The organism is Pseudochrobactrum sp. AO18b (genome assembly GCF_000409565.1).
Taxonomy (GTDB): Bacteria; Pseudomonadota; Alphaproteobacteria; order Rhizobiales; family Rhizobiaceae; genus Pseudochrobactrum; species Pseudochrobactrum saccharolyticum.
Genome location: NZ_ANNO01000073.1, coordinates 1 through 17,580 on the forward strand (window position 1 = coordinate 1; position 17,580 = coordinate 17,580).

16 protein-coding genes are annotated in these 17,580 nt (G+C 52.3%); 10 read left to right on the forward strand and 6 right to left on the reverse strand.

Annotated features, from left to right (window positions below; translation table 11 throughout):
• A partial coding sequence (locus A918_RS0103495) for a M3 family oligoendopeptidase (RefSeq protein WP_028233333.1) occupies nt 1-1,806 on the reverse strand: 1,806 nt, incomplete at its 3' end.
• Between the two features lie 695 nt (nt 1,807-2,501).
• Here A918_RS0103495 and A918_RS0103505 point away from each other — a divergent pair.
• A complete protein-coding gene (locus A918_RS0103505) occupies nt 2,502-4,349 on the forward strand; it encodes a DUF882 domain-containing protein (RefSeq protein WP_022709714.1) in 1,848 nt (615 codons plus the stop codon).
• A gap of 65 nt (nt 4,350-4,414) precedes the next feature.
• Here the strand turns inward: A918_RS0103505 and A918_RS0103510 are convergent, their stop codons facing one another.
• Nucleotides 4,415-5,053: a 2-dehydro-3-deoxy-phosphogluconate aldolase gene (locus A918_RS0103510; protein ID WP_022709715.1), complete on the reverse strand. Its 639-nt coding sequence runs from the start codon at nt 5,051-5,053 to the stop codon at nt 4,415-4,417.
• A 53-nt stretch (nt 5,054-5,106) separates the two neighbouring features.
• Complete coding sequence (locus A918_RS19320) at nt 5,107-5,730, reverse strand: N-acetylmuramidase family protein (protein WP_022709716.1); 624 nt, start codon at nt 5,728-5,730, stop codon at nt 5,107-5,109.
• Nucleotides 5,731-5,966: 236 nt separating this feature from the next.
• Between A918_RS19320 and A918_RS0103520 the strand changes: the two genes are divergently transcribed.
• From A918_RS0103520 to A918_RS0103545, 6 genes are all read left to right on the forward strand, one after another.
• Nucleotides 5,967-6,890 (forward strand): rhodanese-related sulfurtransferase, encoded by a 924-nt coding sequence (locus A918_RS0103520; RefSeq protein WP_022709717.1) that lies wholly within the window; start codon nt 5,967-5,969, stop codon nt 6,888-6,890.
• A 111-nt stretch (nt 6,891-7,001) separates the two neighbouring features.
• Nucleotides 7,002-7,757 carry a molybdate ABC transporter substrate-binding protein gene (gene modA / locus A918_RS0103525; protein ID WP_028233335.1) on the forward strand — a complete coding sequence of 252 codons (756 nt, stop codon included), beginning with the start codon at nt 7,002-7,004 and terminating at the stop codon, nt 7,755-7,757.
• Between the two features lie 16 nt (nt 7,758-7,773).
• On the forward strand, nt 7,774-8,454 hold the full coding sequence (gene modB / locus A918_RS0103530; protein ID WP_022709719.1) for a molybdate ABC transporter permease subunit: 681 nt from the start codon (nt 7,774-7,776) through the stop codon (nt 8,452-8,454).
• Nucleotides 8,451-9,575: a molybdenum ABC transporter ATP-binding protein gene (modC, locus tag A918_RS0103535; RefSeq protein WP_022709720.1), complete on the forward strand. Its 1,125-nt coding sequence runs from the start codon at nt 8,451-8,453 to the stop codon at nt 9,573-9,575. The genes modB and modC overlap by 4 nt, the downstream gene beginning before the upstream one ends.
• Before the next feature lie 38 nt (nt 9,576-9,613).
• Nucleotides 9,614-10,300 (forward strand): GNAT family N-acetyltransferase, encoded by a 687-nt coding sequence (locus tag A918_RS0103540; RefSeq protein ID WP_028233336.1) that lies wholly within the window; start codon nt 9,614-9,616, stop codon nt 10,298-10,300.
• Between the two features lie 4 nt (nt 10,301-10,304).
• Entirely contained in the window at nt 10,305-10,535 is a 231-nt protein-coding gene (locus A918_RS0103545; protein ID WP_022709722.1) for a hypothetical protein, read from the forward strand.
• Here the strand turns inward: A918_RS0103545 and A918_RS0103550 are convergent.
• The 3 genes from A918_RS0103550 to A918_RS0103560 form a co-directional block, all read right to left on the reverse strand.
• Nucleotides 10,532-11,653 (reverse strand): nickel/cobalt transporter, encoded by a 1,122-nt coding sequence (locus A918_RS0103550; protein ID WP_051138973.1) that lies wholly within the window; start codon nt 11,651-11,653, stop codon nt 10,532-10,534. The two genes, A918_RS0103545 and A918_RS0103550, sit on opposite strands and share 4 nt — an antisense overlap.
• Before the next feature lie 74 nt (nt 11,654-11,727).
• Complete coding sequence (locus A918_RS0103555; RefSeq protein ID WP_051138975.1) at nt 11,728-12,405, reverse strand: DUF1007 family protein; 678 nt, start codon at nt 12,403-12,405, stop codon at nt 11,728-11,730.
• 89 nt (nt 12,406-12,494) lie between these two features.
• Complete coding sequence (locus A918_RS0103560) at nt 12,495-13,415, reverse strand: LysR family transcriptional regulator (protein WP_022709725.1); 921 nt, start codon at nt 13,413-13,415, stop codon at nt 12,495-12,497.
• 771 nt (nt 13,416-14,186) lie between these two features.
• On the opposite strand from A918_RS0103560, the gene A918_RS0103570 reads away from it, so the two are divergent.
• The 3 genes from A918_RS0103570 to gndA all read left to right on the forward strand — a co-directional run.
• A complete protein-coding gene (locus A918_RS0103570; RefSeq protein ID WP_022709727.1) occupies nt 14,187-15,317 on the forward strand; it encodes a type III PLP-dependent enzyme in 1,131 nt (376 codons plus the stop codon).
• 195 nt (nt 15,318-15,512) lie between these two features.
• A complete protein-coding gene (locus A918_RS0103575) occupies nt 15,513-16,130 on the forward strand; it encodes a GNAT family N-acetyltransferase (protein ID WP_022709728.1) in 618 nt (205 codons plus the stop codon).
• A 146-nt stretch (nt 16,131-16,276) separates the two neighbouring features.
• Nucleotides 16,277-17,580: NADP-dependent phosphogluconate dehydrogenase (gene gndA / locus A918_RS0103580; RefSeq protein ID WP_022709729.1), on the forward strand; the 1,304-nt coding region annotated here is incomplete at its 3' end.

The window sequence follows — 17,580 nt, forward strand, 5'->3', positions numbered from 1 at the left end:
CAGTTCGTCGATCATGCCTTCAATCACTGACAGGCCCTGCTGCCAGAAGGCCGGATCAGAAGCATCCAGACCGAATGGTGCCAGCAGTTCTTTATGATGGCGGGTACCGCCAGCCTTCAGCATATCGAAATATTTGTCCTGAAAACCTTCAGGATTGTTCTGGTAAACCGCATAGAGCGAATTCACGAGGCAATCGCCGAAAGCATAGGCATAGACATAGAACGGCGAGTGGATGAAATGCGGAATATAGGTCCAGAAGCTTTCATAGCCGGGATTGAGGCGGATTGCCGGACCTAAACTTGAACGCTGCACTTCCATCCAGATTTCACCGATCTGTTCGGCTGTCAGCTCACCATTCTTGCGTTCGGTGTGAACTTTACGTTCAAACTGGTAGAAGGCGATCTGGCGCACAACCGTATTGATCATATCCTCGGTTTTTTGCGCCAGCATGGCTTTACGCTCACGCTTGTCCTTTGCTTTTGCAAGCAGAGACTGGAAGGTCAGCATTTCACCGAATACGGAGGCGGTTTCTGCCAGTGTCAACGGGGTTGAAGCCATCAGCGCGCCCTGTTTGGCGGCGAGAACCTGATGCACGCCATGGCCAAGCTCATGGGCAAGGGTCATAACATCGCGCGGCTTGCCCAGATAGTTGAGCAATACGTAAGGATGTGCGGAAGGCACAGTCGGGTGGGCAAAAGCACCCGGTGCCTTGCCTGCGCGGGTCGGCGCATCAATCCAGTTCTTGTCAAAGAAGTCGCGGGCAATATCGGCCATTTCCGGTGCGAAGCCTGCATAGGCATCCAGCACAGTTGCTTTTGCCTCATCCCAGCCGATAGTCACCTGCGGGGTTTCCGGCAGCGGCGCATTGCGATCCCAGTTATCGAGCTGTTCAAGGCCGAGCCATTTGGCTTTCAGCGCATAATAGCGATGGGAAATACGCGGATAGGCATCATTTACGGCGCTGGCCAGTGCATCGACAACTTCACGCTCAACGCGGTTGGCAAGGTGGCGGCTGTCGGCAATATCTTCAAAACCGCGCCAGCGGTCGGAGATTTCTTTATCCTTGGCTAGTGTATTGGTAATGAGCGTGAAGAGGCGCAGATTTTCACCAAAGGTTTTGGACAAGGCATCCGAGGCTTTTTTACGGGTTGCACCATCAGCATCCTGCAACATGGTGAGCACCGGTTCAATCGGTAGCTCTGCGCCGTCAATTGTAAAGCGCAAACCGCTCATGGTTTCGTCAAACAGACGGTTCCAGGCAACAAAACCGGTGACAGAGATGTCATGGAACAATGTCTCAATCTGGTCATCCAGCTGGTAAGGCTTGTCTTTGCGCAGGTCGATCAGCCATGGCTTATAATGGCCGATAGCAGGGTTCTCAGCGATCGCCTTGTCGAGCAGGGCGTCATCAATACGGTTGAGTTCCAGCGAGAAGAAGATCAGGTGGCTGCCTGCATCGGTGAGTTTCTGCTGCACATCGCCATAGAGTTTGGCATTGGCGGCACTGGATGTGTCATCCGCATAGAGCAGACCGGCATAGGAATAGATGCGTCCCATCAGTTCCTGAAGCTGTTCGAATTCTTTAATCGCATCGGCAAAATTACCGCCCTGAGGCTTGGAGGCTTCAGCTTCGAGCTTGCCTTTCCATTTATTCTCAAAAGCAATTGATCGCTCTGCTGAAAGCTGCAGGTCGCGGGTCAGTTCCGCACTGTCCGGTGCAGGGTAAAGATCGGCGAGGTTCCAGCATGGCAGATTGCTCAGCTCGGAAGCTGCGGAAACCTGTGCCTGCGGGGCATCGGCAGGCATACGGAGAAATTCTGCATGGTTGCGTAAATTCATTGCGGTTCAACCTCATACGATTCTTTTTAATGCTGCAGTCTATATAGGATGTTCCTGCGCAGATTTCATGCGTTTCAACAGTATTGAAATTGCGGGATCAAGGTCGGGTGCAGACAGGCGCTGTTAAGATATAAAAGGGTGAAATCAGCATGCCGGATCAGGTGACGCTGGTGCAATTTTGTGTTTTTTCGACTCAAAAGCAGAGCCAAAACCGATTTGGTTCCCGAAATGAGGCTCTTTATCCCATCACATTGCGTTACATTGACGAAACAATGTGAGTAAAATCCGGTAAATTTTATGTGCTTAAGGCCTATTATACTGCTGAAATATTATATGAATTTTCTGATTGGTGTTCTTTGTTTTTCAGGTGCCGAAAACCGCGAAATATCGCATTATTTGTTCTGAAAATTAAATATTTTCAATCAGATGGTGCATATATGCCACAGAGTGCTGTTTGCACTGCAGTGTGCGTGTATAGATAAAATCATGCTTCCTCAGGTTGTAAAATCTGTTCATAAACTCTTTACCATGATGGAAAGTCCTTCCCGCATGCGTTTTTTTTGTCATGCTGAAAACTCATTGTCTGTTCAATAAGTGTCTATTAACCATTAAATCCGATATTCATCTGAATAGCGTGACTGTAAACGGTAAGGCATTCGAAATTGGAAAACAGCAAAACATCTAAACTGGCGGGCTGGGCAGGCAGAGTTTTTAAACTCAGCGCGCAGCTGGCACTTGTTTTCACGGCTGTTACAGCTTTCGCGCCGTCTCAGGCTGCAGCCGAAACCCGTACACTGAAGCTGCATTTTGTGCATACCGGTGAACGTGCAGAAATCACGTTCAAGAAAAACGGCCGCTATCTGCCGGATGGTTTGAAGAAGCTGAATGTCTTCCTGCGCGATTGGCGCCGCAATGAGCCGACCAAGATGGACCCGCGTTTGTTCGATCTGGTCTGGCAGGTCTATCAGACCGCCGGTGGCCGCGATTATATTACTGTTGTTTCCGCCTATCGTTCGCCGGCGACGAACTCCATGCTGCGTTCGCGTACCCGCGGCGTTGCCAAAAGCAGCCAGCATACGCTCGGCAAGGCGATGGATTTTTTCATTCCGGGTGTTCCGCTGAAAAAGCTGCGTGACACCGCGTTGCGCTATCAGATCGGTGGCGTTGGTTACTATCCGACTTCCGGTTCGCCTTTTGTGCATCTTGATGTTGGCAGTGTGCGTCACTGGCCGCGCCTGAGCCGCCGCGAATTGCTGGCTGTGTTCCCTGATGGTAAAACAATTCACGTTCCGACCGATGGCAAACCACTGCCGGGTTATGAACAGGCACTTGCTGCCTATGAAGCCCGTAAGGCCAATGGCGGTACAATCCAGATGGCTTCTGCCAAGCCGAAGAGCAAATCTCTGTTCGGTATGCTATTTGGCGGCGGTGCGGATGAAGAAGAAGATAATGGTGAAAGCTCCGGCCGTGCTGTAGCAACTGCCCGTCCGGCACGTACAACACCTGCTGCCGCAGTTCCTGCCCGTCAGGCTCCGGTACCGGCAGTGCCGAACCGTGCTGTACCTGCACAGCCTGAGCCTCAGGCGCCGCAGGAAGCGTTGATTGCTGCTTTGCCTGCCCGCGATGCACCGGTACCGTTGAATGCACCGCGCCCTTCGGCCGGTGTGGAAATGACACCGGATGCACAGGCGGCAATGGCTTTTGCTGTGCCGGTTCCGGTGAAGCGTCCGCAGTCGGAAGCCGAAGTGCTGCTGGCTATGGCGCCGCCACCGCCGAATACACTTGAAGCGCAGGCTTTTGCGGGTGCCACAGGTGCGCCTTCCGCACCGGCCCAGCCTGCCAATGACCAGATTGCCGCGCTGGTTGCAGCTGACACAACTGCAAATACCGGTGCTATGCTGAGCGGATATGTGCCGGTTCCGGTACAGCGTCCGCAGGGCGCAGGGCAGGCAATTAATACAGTTCTGGCCGCTGCTGTTCCGGCAACGCGCCCAACCCAGGCTCAGGAAGTCTCTGTTGCCCGTGCTGAAGCCGGTCAGGATGCGATTGCTGATCTGCTGAGCAATAGTGACCACACTGCATCCATTCCGGCTCCGCGTCCGCAGGCTCAGGAACAGCAGGTGGCTATGGTTATGCCACAGGATACACGCAACAGCCGTCCGTCCTCCCGTCCGATCGTAAACAGCGAGAATACTGCCGCAGCAACTGGTGCTGACGCTGTACGGACAACCGCTAAAGCCGGTCGCTCAGATCGCCCAGTTACAAAAGCGGCTGCCAATGCAGTGCTGCAGCCTGCCGATGCTGCGACAGAAGTTGCGATTTCGAATGAGCCTGTAGCCAAGGTTGTACCGGTGTCCAATCCGGTTCTGCGGAATGATGCTATGCGTCAGGCACCAACCGTTGTTTACACAGCTGGCTTCCAGAAAGACCTGCCTGCCGGTAATGCAAACCGCTTTACAGGCAATGCTGTGACTTTCATTCCGATTGCTAAATTCTCTAAGATCAACTGATCGGTAAAAGAATGAAAAAAGGGAGCTTTGAGCTCCCTTTTTTATTGCCTGAATTTTAATGTTGATCAGGATTTGAGCGCGGCGGCTGCGGCTGCCAGCGCTGTAATTTCATCCCATTTTCCATCATTGACCAGCTCTTTCGGAGCAATCCATGAGCCGCCTATGCACAGCACATTCGGCAGGGTGAGATAATTCACGGCATTGCTGAGGCTGATGCCGCCTGTCGGGCAGAAGAAAGTACCTGCGAGCGGGGAGGACAGGGCTTTAAGATAGGCTGCGCCGCCTGCTTGTTCCGCAGGGAAAAATTTCACATGAGTATAGCCGCGCTCACGCAGGCTCATCACTTCGCTTGCTGTTGCGCAACCCGGCAGCAGAGGAACAGGGCTGTTATCTGCGGCTTTCAGAATGGCATCTGTTACACCGGGGCTGACGATGAATTTTGAACCGGCGGCGACAGCCTGCTCATAATGGGCAGCATTGAGGATGGTACCGGCGCCGACAATGGCTTCCGGCACATCTTCTGCCACGGCACGGATAGCATCCAGTGCCGCGCTGGTGCGCAGGGTAATTTCGATGGCAGGCAGACCGCCTTTTGCCAGAGCGCGTGCAAGTGGCACGGCATCTGCTGCTTTATCAATCAGCAGAACAGGGATGACGGTTTGTCCCGTCATGACGGGAATCAGGCTTTCGGTTTTCTGCGACATCTCACCCTCGGAATTATTGTTATAATCGATTTAACGTTCCGAAGATATTTTGTCTATGCTGTTCGTTGATCAGGGGGAGTGAAGGCGGGAAACAAGGGCTGATACAGCGCATAGTTTTGAGCCAGTTTCCGGTCATAGCGGTTTTTGGCATAGAGCGGGCCGTTATAGATGTATGCGAATTTCTGCCAGTCGTGCTTGTTCAACACATCCCGCAGATTGCTGTAGACGATAAAGCGGCTCATCAGTTCAATCTGCTCCGGCACGGCGCTGCGTACGGTTTCAACCATTTCAGCAACGGACACATAACCGAGCCAGTGCCAATGGGCACCCATAACTTGTCCTATACCCCATGATGTGGATTCATAAGCGGCATCGCAGTTGATGCGGCAGGCTTTGTCCAACATTTGCCAGCGCTCCGCCTGGCCCGCCGGATTGGGAATGGCACCGGCACGGGGAGAGGAGAACTTCAACGCTCTGGCCTTTGCCTGATCGGCAGGGCTGAGGCGTTTATCAAAATAATGCCCCTCAAAACGGATCAGTGGTTCATCACGTCCATTGATGCGCGTGGTGACAATGCCACTGCTTTCTGTCTGTGCGACAGCGACAAGGGCTGCGGGATCGAGATGATGCGCTTGTCCCGCTTCTGAAAACAGCGTTCTGATTTCTGCGCGAAACATGGCACTCTCTCCTGACTGATATACCCTTTGCACTGTGTCATGCGTAGTGAGGGCGGGGATAGATTCTCGCTTCGTGGCAGCAAAATTTGATGCTGATCTTGAAATTGCTCCGCAGCGGCGTTAGAGCACAGGCAAGCAGATTAATCTGTTTTCGGCTGTCTGACTGACCCTCAGGGTGCTCAGGCGGAATATCACGGCAGCGCCTTTGCGAGGCGACCAGCTATTGAGGTTTATTTATGTGTGAAGCACATTTCACTGTTGCTGCGCTCTATTGTTTTGCGCGTTTTCCGGATTTTGAAGCCTATCAGGCACCGCTGACTGAGCTTTGTGATGAGCAGGGTATCAAAGGCACTTTGTTGCTGGCTGCTGAAGGACTGAACGGCACCGTTGCCGGAACGCAGTCGGGCATTGCCGCGCTGATTGCTTTCATTGAAGCTATTCCTGCCTTGCGTGAGCAGAATATCGAACTGAAATATTCAACAGCCAGCCAGATGCCGTTTAACCGCATGAAAGTCCGTCTCAAGAAAGAGATCGTGACCATGGGTGTGGACGGGATTGATCCGTTGCAGAGCGTCGGCACTTATGTGCAGCCGCAGGAGTGGAATGCGCTGATTGATGATGAGAACACGATCCTTATCGATACACGTAATGATTATGAATATGCCATCGGCACTTTTAAAGGCGCGATTGATCCGAAAACCAAGACTTTCCGTGAGTTTCCGCAATGGGTTGAAGACCACCGCGACGAGCTGGAAGGCAAGAAAATTGCCATGTTCTGCACCGGCGGTATCCGCTGCGAGAAGGCAACGGCTTTTGTAAAAGGTCTGGGCTTTGATGATGTCTTCCACCTCAAAGGCGGCATTCTGAAATATCTCGAAGATATGCCTGCGGAAGATACACGCTGGGAAGGTGAATGCTTCGTTTTTGACGAGCGTGTTTCTGTTGGTCATGGTCTGGTGGAAGGCGATGTGGAACTGTGCCGCGCCTGCCGCAATCCGGTGACGCCGGAGGGAAAATTGTCGAAATTCTATCAGGAAGGTATTTCCTGCGACACTTGCTATCACGAGCGCAGCGATGCTGATCGTGCCCGTTATGCGGAACGTCAGCGTCAGGTTCTGCTGGCGAAAGAGCGCGGTGCCAAGCAGCATATCGGCGACTGATATTTAGTCGTACTCTTTTGCAAAAGGCTCTCCCTTCGGAGGGCCTTTTTTATTTGCTTGAAGCATAAGGCAGGAATCGTTATGCATGATGAAATATAATGATTGAAAATATTGAGGGATATCATGATCAGATTTGTTGTTGCACTTGGCCTGCTTGCCGGAACTGCCCTGCCAACCTTAGCGGCAGAAAAGATTGTCGTATTTGCTGCGGCCAGCATGAAAGATGTGATTGATACGGCAGCAGAGAAATTTAAGGCTGAAAACGGTGCGGAAGTAACCGCATCCTATGCGTCATCCTCTGTGCTGGCGAAACAGATTGAAGCCGGTGCGCCAGCCAGCATTTTTATCTCAGCCGATCTCGACTGGATGGATTATGTGCAGGAACGCAAGCTGATCGATAATGACAGCCGCGCTGTGATCGCCGGTAATGCGCTGGTTATCGCCGGTGCCAAAGATACAAAACCGGCAGAAGCTGCGGAAATCCTCAAAGCCGGCCGTTTCTCGATGGGCGATCCGTCAAATGTGCCTGCCGGTAAATATGCCAAGGCAGCACTTGAAAAACTCGGCATCTGGGGTGATGTGTCTGCCAATGCGGTCTTCGCGGAAAATGTGCGCGTAGCGCTGCAATATGTTTCCCGCGGTGAAGTGAAAGCCGGTATTGTTTATGCATCGGATCGTGCACAGGTGCCTGAACTGACTGAAGTTTATCGTTTTCCTGCGTCCAGCCACGCGCCAATTCTTTATCCTGCGGCACTGGTCGGCAAGTCTGACGAAAACTCCAAGGCATTTCTTGCATTTCTGCGCAGCGATGCCGGACAGGCAATCATTGCTGATAAGGGCTTTGTGCCTGCGGCAGAAGCAAAATAAGGCTCCGATCTGACTGATGGCAATGCCGGAAATGGAAATTATCGCTTTGTCTTTGAGGATAGCAGGGCTTGCTATCCTCGGAGCCTTGCCGGTTGCATTTGGTTTTGCGTGGATATTGGCACGCTATAATTTCCCCGGCAAAAGCCTGTTACAGGCGGTGCTGACAATGCCGCTGGTGCTGCCGCCGGTAGTAACCGGTTATTTTCTGCTGGTGCTGTTTGGTACGCGCGGCGCTATCGGCAGTCTGCTACTGCAATGGTTTGATTTTACCTTCGCTTTCCGCTGGACAGGGGCAGCCTTGGCTGCCGGTGTGATGGCACTGCCATTGCTGATCCGCCCGATGCGGCTGGCGATTGAAAATATTGACAGGGGTTTGGAAGAAGCTGCCCGCACTTTGGGAGCAGGGCGCATCAAAGCCTTTATGACTGTGACGCTGCCTTTGCTGATACCGGGCATTATCGCCGGTAGTGTGCTGGGTTTTGCCAAAGCGCTCGGCGAGTTTGGCGCTACAATAACTTTTGTCTCGAATATTCCGGGCGAAACGCAAACCCTGTCGCTGGCGATTTATGCGCTGATGCAAACGCCGAGCGGTGATGCCGCTGCGCTGAAGCTTATTCTGGTTTCCGTTGTGCTGTCTGTGTTGGCGGTGGTGCTGTCCGAATGGTTGCAGCGCCGGTTGAGCGGAGCTGGTAAATGACACATCAAATCAGCTTCAATACCCTTGATTTCAATGTAAAAGGCGGCAATGGCGGGTTTCGCGTTGAGGCGGCCTTTCGTGCTGAGACCGGCGTTACAGCATTATTCGGTGCGTCCGGTGCCGGTAAAACCACTTTGCTGCGGATGATTGCCGGAACACTGCGCCCTGAGGAAGGACGTATTGCCGTTGGCAATCTGGTGCTGTTTGACAGCGCCAGAAACATCAATCTCCGTCCTGAAGAACGCCATATCGGCTATGTCTATCAGGATGCCCGTCTGTTTCCGCATCTCAGTGTTTTGCGCAATCTGACCTATGCGCAATGGGCAGGTAAACGTGAGCCGGAGCGTAAGGTTGAGGAAATAACCGAGCTGCTCGGCATCGGCGCTTTATTACAGCGCAAGCCGCATCAATTGTCCGGCGGTGAGAAACAGCGTGTGGCGATCGGGCGGGCATTACTGTCGGTACCGCGCCTGCTGCTGCTCGATGAGCCTCTGTCATCGCTGGATCATGCGCGGCGTCAGGAAATTTTACCTTATCTGGAGCGTCTGCGTGACGAGAGCGGGCTGCCGATTGTCTTTGTCAGTCACGAGGTGGATGAAGTCGCGCGGCTGGCGGATACGCTTGTGCTGCTGGAGCAGGGACGGGTACGGGAAAGCGGTTCAGTGTTTGATATTTTCAGCCAGATTGATGGTACGGGCGATACGACAAGTGTGCTTTTGCAAGGGGAAGTCACCCGCAGTGATGATGCCTATGCCATGGCTGACATTGCCATTGGCGGGCATAATTTTCAGCTGACAGACCATGCATTGCAATCGGGGATGAAAGTGCGTCTGCGTATCCGCTCGCGCGATGTATCTCTGTCGCGCTTTGCGCCGGTGGATATCAGTATCCGCAATATTTTTCCGGTAACGATTACTGCAATCTCAACCGATGACGGGCCGTTTGCGGAATTGCGCCTGCAATTGGGCGATGTGCAATTATTGTCCCGTATTTCGCGCAAATCTGTGCAGGATCTCAATCTGAAAACCGGCGAGCAGGTTTTTGCACTTATCAAAGCAGTGTCGATAGATCGCAGTGCCGCAAGACTGCAGCAAAGTGAAATAAGTTTGCAATCTGCATAAAATATGGTCATTTCCTTTTGAGGAAGAGGAGAATGATTATGCAGGACTTGTCAGAGTGGACAGCGCGGCCTGTTCCTGAGCGCAAAGTTCTTGAAGGGCAGTTTGTGCGGCTGGAGCCGCTGAGTGTTGAAAAGCACGGGCAGGGGCTGTTTGAGGCGTCCAGCGTTGCCGATGCGGACAGCCGTTTCACATGGCTGTTTGATACAGTGCCTGCAACGCTCGAAGAGATGCTGCCATGGCTGGAGAAATCCGCCGCAAGCCAGACGACTATGTTTTTCGTCACGATTGACAAGGCGACAAGTAAAATTGCCGGTCGTCAGGCGCTGATGCGCATTGATGCCGAGAATGGCAGTATTGAAATCGGTAATATCTATTGGGGGCCGCTGATTTCACGCAAGCCGGCTGCGACCGAAGCCCAGTATCTGTTCATGCAATATATTTTTGATGAGCTCGGTTACCGCCGTTATGAGTGGAAATGCAATAATGACAATCTGCCGTCAAAGCGTGCGGCGGAGCGTTTCGGTTTTCAGTTTGAAGGTATTTTCCGGCAGCATCTGATTGTTAAAGGCAAGAACCGTGACACTGCATGGTATTCGGTGATCGACAGTGAATGGCCTGCATTGAAACAGGCTTACCAAAACTGGCTCGCGCCAGAAAACTTTGACGCGAACGGGCAGCAGATCAAAAAGCTGGAAAGCTTCTACGCCGATACAGGCCGGAGATAAGCGCATGGCATCCCCACAGCAGAATAAGAAGGATACGCGCAATTCCGCTATAGCCGCCGCACTGATTATGGTGGTTTTCGGCGCGCTGTTTTATTCCATGCCGATCATCATGCTGGCGGTCGGGCCTTACAGCCATGTGCTGGCGGCGCTGATTGCGGTTGTCTTTGTGATGGCCTTTTTTGTGGTGTTCTGGCTGCGGGCGAAATCACAGCGAAAACACCACAAAGAGAATTAACTCAGGGCAGCAATCAGAAGAAGCACGCCTGTCAGAATGATGAATAATGCAGCGGCGATTTCAATCGCCGTTTGCAAACGTGCTGACATCAGCGGATTCTTGACCAGGCGCAGCGCCGTATTTTTAGCCGTGACAGCCAGTGTTGCGAGCAAGGCGACGGTGATGAAAGTACCGAATGCCATGGCAAAGGCAGAGAGAATGCCACCCAGCATCAGGCCGTTGAGCATTGAGAATGTCAGTACAATAATCGCGCCGGAGCAGGGACGGATGCCGACGGCGATAATCGCTGCCCATGCGGTTTTCCAGTTGAATTCACCGCTCAGAGTGGACGGATCAGCAAGGTGACTGTGGCCGCAGGCTGTGCAATTGGCGCCATTCCCTGAAAACTCATGGTCAAAGACAGCCGGTTTTGCATTGGTTGGCTGATATTTAAGCCGCATGGATGTGTTCAATGCCGATGGTTTTTGTGTTGCCGAGGCTGAGAGTGAACCTTGCCAGACGGGAGCCGGTGCCATTGTTTCAACCACTATTGCAGGAGCACATTGCGGTTTTGAGCGAAGCTTGCGGAAGATGATATAAATCCCGCAGAGAATGACCAGCACATAGCTGGCTATTTCCATGCCGCGTCCTGCTTTTCCCATTGAAATGCCGATGCCACGCAGCACAAACCATGCCATGCCGACCAGAAAAATAGCGGACAGTGCCTGCAAAACGGATGAGATGAAGGAAAGAAAAATTCCGCGTCGCAAAGCTGTTTCATTGGCAATCATATAGGATGAGATCACCGCTTTGCCGTGGCCGGGGCCGGCGGCATGCAAAATACCATAGAGAAAAGACAGGCTGACCAATGTCCACGCAGCCCACGGATCATCCTTCATCGCTTTCAGCGCGGTGGTCATCATCAGATAGAAGCGTTTTTGCTCGGCATTAATCCACAATATCAGTTTTGCAAACGGGCCGGTTGGCTGCAATGTGACTTCACTGGCGCCGATACCTAATGAAGACTGCGCCCATGCCTGATTGTGAAGTACAAACAACAGACAGGTGCATATGGTCAGCAGCAAAGCACAGGCTCTTAACGGGGATAGAGTAAGAGTGTGTTGCTTTGCGTGGTTCATGCCGGAATGCCTCTGATGATATAACGTAACAAATTTGAATTTTGACCAATCCTAATGCGCTGGCCGTGGGCTTGTTATTTACAGGTGATTTCTATTCGGGTTGCGAAGAATTTAGACACGTCATTGGTCATCGCCGCGGCTTCGTCGAAGAATGCCTGTGTCAGACTTTGCTGGTTCTGGGCGAGTGCCTCATCGGGATCAGGGCGCACAACAGCAGAACTGCAGCCGGATGGCATGCCCTTCACCACCAGATCTTCGTCTTTCAGATAATCAATCGCCGTATAGAAAGTCGGGTCATAGACGCCGAAACTGACTTTATGGCCGGGTTCCAGTTTCAGCGGTTTTTCCGGCTTACTTTCAAACAGGACGATCAGCTGATTATCCGGCAGATCAGCAATCAGATGCTCAGGCTTGTTCATGGCAATATCTTTGCCGTCCTGCGTAACTGTCTGAAAATATTTATACTCGGCAATAGAAGTGTCGATTGTTGTGCTGAGTTCATTCAACTCGGCGCTGTCGAGTTTCAGCGTGCCTTTCTTGTCAAATTCCATCAGGACGGTTGACGAGAACAGATCATCAAAGCGCCAGACATGCGCCAGTTTCTCAACTGTGCGCTCCGGTGTGATTGTGATTTCCAGACGGGCTTCGGCAAAAACATGCGGATGCGCTGATGCCGCGACAACACCCAGCCCTGTCATGAGACAGGTCAGGCCGAGGACATTCAGTAAAGACTTGTTTTTGCTGCTGGTCATGGAAACGAAAATCACTCTTTTGAGCGGTCAATGCTGGTTCGGAATTTGGAGAATGAGTGAGGCAAAACTACGACGACAGTCTACAGGTTTTACGCCTCGTCATTGGTCAGCTCTTTGCACGGATTATCTTTGAACCATTTGGCGAGATAATCGACCAGCAGGCGTACTTTGGCAGGCAGATAGGTACGGTGCGGGTAAACGGCATAAATGCCGCCGTCATTAAGCATATAATCTAGGAGCACCGGCACAAGTGTGCCTTTATTCAACTCACCATCAGCAACAAAACGCGGCAGAACGCTGAAGCCCAGACCTTTGACAGTCGCTGCCATGGTGGTGAGCGGGCTGTTGACCTCCAGTGGGCCGCGGATGGCGACTGTCATCATCGAGCCGTCCTGATTGCGGAACTGCCAGTTATTGCGGGAGCGGCTGTTGGTATCAATGATGCAGGGCATTTCCCGCAATTGCTCCGGTGTTTCCGGCATGCCCAGCCGTGCGATCAGATCAGGTGAGGCGCAGACAACAGTGTGAAATGCGCTCAGCCTTTTGGCGATCAGCGATGAATCCTGCAAGCGGGTGATGCGGATGGCAAGGTCAAAGCCTTCCTCAACCAGATCAACAAACCGGTCATCAAGGTGGATATCCAGCGCAATCTCCGGATGATCTGCGCAGAAATCAATCAGTGACATGCCCAGTGAGGCATCCGCAAAGCTGCGCGGGGCTGTCAGTTTGATCTTGCCGCGCACATCGCCGCTGCTCTCGGAAATAGAGTCTTGCAGATCATCCAGCTCACGCAGAATCTCCGTTGCGCGGTGATAATAAGTGTGGCCGCTTTCGGTAAGCGAAAATTGCCGAGTTGTACGGTTCAGTAGCCGCACGCCCAGATCATCTTCCAGCTCGCGGACATATTTGGACAGAAGGGCTTTGGAACGACCAATTTTGCGCGCAGCTGCTGAGAAACCTTCGGCCTCCACAACATCAATAAAAGCACGCATCCGTGTGAGTGTGTCCATAAGCTCTGTCCTCCAGATCAGCGACTAAACCGCACCATATATCGCGATCCTGAATATTCAAAATGTCTCAGAAATATCAAAGTGATTCGCTGCATTGCGATCAATAAGACACCTATTTTTATCATCTACATAAAGCACTGCGCCGTATTTTGAATAAAGAAGTGATTTATTAACCAAAAAAATCAAACCGGCGCAAATTTGTCATTGTGTGGACACATAAATCATCTTATATCGCGCTTGCCCAAAGTCGCACGTGCCTGTGGGTGTCCGCCGGTATTCTGAATGGAGAATAGACCGGTACGGTAACCTGGACCTAACCGCTCCAGTTGATCTGATGGCCAACCATGGATCAAGGACACCTTGAAGCAACGACGGTGCGGGCCTTTCTGGTGTCTTCCGGCTCTCCACAGGTCGGGAACTCAAAGAGGCACACCCTCATTGCCCTAAGTGCGGAACCGGGTTTTTCCCATTCCAAGCCAAGGCAGACAAAGCGGAAAAACGCTAAATTCAGGGCGTTGATCCATCTGCATATGTATTTGTTCCGTGTTTCCTGCATCTCCAAAGGCCGGTTGCGCGAAGAGCTGATTCATATTTGCCGTAAGGCAGTTTGTCCCTCTGATGGCTTTTGATGCGTGTATGCGCAGGTATTTGCTCATCAGTCCTTTGAAACCATGCTCAACCTTGTGCGTCATTGCACGGGGGCAGGCTTTCGCATCGCAAATGATATGAAGATGCGGCTTTTTACTGCTTATTGCAGTTCAGGAGATCAGGATGGCTACACAGCGCATTATCGACTTTCTCGCCACCCGACGTCCGGAAGGCCCTTGCCTTGTCGTTGACCTCGACGTTGTGCGTGAAAATTATGAACATTTTGAAAAGGCTCTGCCGGCCTCGCGCATTTTCTATGCGGTAAAGGCAAATCCTGCACCGCAGATTCTGTCGCTGCTCGCCTCCATGGGCTCGAACTTCGACACAGCTTCGGTTGCGGAAATTGAAATGGCACTCAATGCCGGTGCAACACCTGACCGCATTTCTTATGGCAATACCATCAAGAAAGAGCGCGATATTGCACGCGCCTATGAATATGGCATTCGCCTCTATGCTGTTGATTGCGTTGCAGAAGTGGAAAAAGTTGCCCGTGCGGCTCCTGGTTCCCGCGTGTTCTGCCGCATTCTCGCTGACGGTGAAGGTGCTGAATGGCCGCTGTCGCGTAAATTCGGCTGCGTTCCGGAAATGGCTGTTGATGTGCTGCGTGCAGCCCATCAGCTGGGTCTGGATGCCTATGGCGTATCGTTCCATGTCGGTTCACAGCAGACTGATCTGACTGCTTGGGATCGTGCTCTGGCCGATACCAAAGGCGTGTTTGACCTTTTGGCTAAAGAAGGCATCAACCTGCGTATGGTCAATATGGGCGGTGGTTTCCCGACCCGTTATCTCAAAGATATCCCGACCGCACAGGCCTATGGCGAAGCTATTTTCGATGCGCTGAGCCGTCATTTCGGCAATCGTCTGCCGGAAACCATTATCGAGCCGGGTCGCGGCATGGTTGGCAATGCCGGTGTGATCAAAACCGAAGTGGTTCTGGTTTCCCGTAAAGCTGACAATGACAATCGCTGGGTCTATCTCGATATCGGTAAATTCGGCGGTCTGGCTGAAACCATGGATGAAGCGATCCGTTATCAGATCGTGACTCCGCGTGACGGCGATACTCTGGAACCTTGTGTTCTGGCAGGCCCGACCTGTGACAGCGCCGATGTGATGTATGAAAAGGCACCTTATCCGCTGCCGGTCTCGCTGACCATTGGTGATGAAGTGCTGATCGAAGGCACCGGCGCTTACACAACGACCTATTCGGCTGTTGCGTTTAACGGTTTTGAACCGCTGCGCTCCTATGTGATCTGATACTGATATGCGTCTCGTCAGGGACGCATATTCAGCCTCACATTGCGAATGATACCGGTGAAGAGATTTCACCGGTCTTGTCACATAAGATTTTTGCTTTGTGTTTATCCTCATCCATATGTGTGAGGAAACAATGCCCCTTACCGCTTTGTTTTAGCGCATTTGCCTCACGCGAATGCTTTAAGGTTCACGCTGATGTCTGCTTCTTCTGTTGTGGCCGGAACCACGGCTGAATTGTCAGCCGCGCAAATCACTGCTCCGGCACCGGTCTCGTTTAGTATTGCGCATGAAACGTCTGCGGACAGCAGCGCGCGTGAGGCTTTGCTCGACCGTGTGATGGGCGAGGGACGCAAGCGCAAATCATCGGAAAAGCTGCGCCGTAAACGCGTGCCTGCCTATGGGCTGGCATTGATTGCCTGCGATGCGCATGGAGAGATGATCGGCAGTGTCCGGCTCTGGCATATTTCTGCCGGTAAAAAAGCCGGCGGAGAAGCTGTGCCTGCTTTGCTGCTGGGGCCTTTGGCGGTTGAGACAATTTATGCGGGGCGGGGTGTCGGCGCTGCCTTGATGCGTCAGGCTATTCACAATGCGCAGGCGCTTGGTCATAAGGCAATTTTGCTGGTGGGCGATCCGGAATATTACGGCCGTTTCGGATTTACCGGCAATAAAATGGCTGATCTGGCTATGCCGGGGCCTGTGGAACGTCACCGTTTTCTGGTGCTGGAACTGGAAGAAAATTATCTGGACGGTGCATCCGGTGTGCTGACCGCTACTGGCAAGCTGATTGCTGACCGTCAGGCCATTGCTGTTTAAATAGAGCGGAATTTAAAGAAAAATAACCGGTTTCAGCTGTCAGTCTCTGCTTTCAGTTGAAACCGGTTTTGAATAGCATACCTATATAGAACGAAGAATTATGCTCCGGCTATTTTACCGGAAAGTTCACATATAGGGAAAACAGAATGCAACTGGCAGATATCGGACTGATCGGGCTTGGCGTCATGGGTTCTAATCTGGCGCTCAATATTGCTGAAAAAGGATATCGGGTTGCAGTTTATGACCGTGAAGCGCCGGTATTAGAAAAATTTTACGCTTCCAGCGGTGAGTTGCAGGAGCGCATTATTCCCTGTGCGACTATGGAACAGCTCAGCCAGAATATTGCCCGGCCGCGTCCGATTATCATGCTGATTAAAGCAGGTAGTCCGGTTGATACGGAAATGGCCAAGCTCAAGACCTTTCTGGAAAAAGGCGACATTATTATTGATTCCGGCAATTCCGATTACCGCGATACGGTGCGTCGTCTGAATTCACTCGGCGAAAATGATCCGACTTTTGTTGGCATGGGCATTTCCGGTGGTGCGGAAGGTGCGCGTAACGGCCCGTCAATGATGGTTGGCGGTACGCCTGAAGCCTATGCGCGGATTGAGCCGATTTTGGATGCGGTTGCCGCGCGTTATAAAGGCGAACCATGCAGTGCCCGTATGGGGCCGGATGGTGCGGGGCATTTCGTCAAAACCATTCATAACGGTATTGAATATGCCGATATGCAGATGATTGCGGAAATTTATGGCATTTTACGTGATGTCTGCGGTTTGAAGGCGGGAGAAATCGCGCCGATTTTTGCAAAATGGAATACAGGCGCGCTGAATTCCTATCTCATTGAGATTACGGCAGAAGTGCTGAAAGCGCTTGATCCTGAAACCGGAAAGCCGGTGCCTGATACTATTCTCGATGCTGCAGGGCAAAAAGGTACCGGACGCTGGGCGGCAATTGAAAGTCAGTTTCTCGGTGTTCCGGCGACAGGTATTGAAGCGGCAGTTGCTGCACGCTCAATATCTTCTCTGATTGCGCAACGGCAGAAACTGGCAAATGCCTATGGCGAGCCGGTGCAGACAGGATCGATCAAGGCGGATCAGGCTTTTATTGATGCACTGGAGCAGGCATTGCTGGCCGCAAAAATTGCGGCTTATGCGCAGGGCTTTGCAGTGATGGCCGCGGCCTCACAGGAGCATCAGTGGAATTTGCCACTGGCAACGATTGCACGTATCTGGCGCGCCGGTTGTATCATCCGCTCACAGTTTCTGGATGAAATCGGGGAGGCTTTTGCTGCGAGTGAGGTGGATAATCTGCTTCTGGCACCTGCATTTGTTGAGCAAATGAGTGTGGCTGCGCAAAGTCTACGTCAGGTTGTGGCTGCCGCGGTGACTGCCGGTGTGCCGGTACCGGCACTGAGCTCTGCGATCAGCTATTTTGATGGTTTCCGCCA

Coding starts and splice junctions, on each gene's coding strand:
- A918_RS0103510 (WP_022709715.1), bottom strand. CDS start 5,053: ATGTCGCAGAAAACCGAAAGCCTGATTCCCGTCATGACGGGACAAACC.
- A918_RS19320 (WP_022709716.1), bottom strand. CDS start 5,730: ATGTTTCGCGCAGAAATCAGAACGCTGTTTTCAGAAGCGGGACAAGCG.
- A918_RS0103520 (WP_022709717.1), top strand. CDS start 5,967: ATGTGTGAAGCACATTTCACTGTTGCTGCGCTCTATTGTTTTGCGCGT.
- modB (WP_022709719.1), top strand. CDS start 7,774: ATGGCAATGCCGGAAATGGAAATTATCGCTTTGTCTTTGAGGATAGCA.
- modC (WP_022709720.1), top strand. CDS start 8,451: ATGACACATCAAATCAGCTTCAATACCCTTGATTTCAATGTAAAAGGC.
- A918_RS0103540 (WP_028233336.1), top strand. CDS start 9,614: ATGCAGGACTTGTCAGAGTGGACAGCGCGGCCTGTTCCTGAGCGCAAA.
- A918_RS0103545 (WP_022709722.1), top strand. CDS start 10,305: ATGGCATCCCCACAGCAGAATAAGAAGGATACGCGCAATTCCGCTATA.
- A918_RS0103550 (WP_051138973.1), bottom strand. CDS start 11,653: ATGAACCACGCAAAGCAACACACTCTTACTCTATCCCCGTTAAGAGCC.
- A918_RS0103555 (WP_051138975.1), bottom strand. CDS start 12,405: ATGACCAGCAGCAAAAACAAGTCTTTACTGAATGTCCTCGGCCTGACC.
- A918_RS0103560 (WP_022709725.1), bottom strand. CDS start 13,415: ATGGACACACTCACACGGATGCGTGCTTTTATTGATGTTGTGGAGGCC.
- A918_RS0103570 (WP_022709727.1), top strand. CDS start 14,187: ATGGCTACACAGCGCATTATCGACTTTCTCGCCACCCGACGTCCGGAA.
- A918_RS0103575 (WP_022709728.1), top strand. CDS start 15,513: ATGTCTGCTTCTTCTGTTGTGGCCGGAACCACGGCTGAATTGTCAGCC.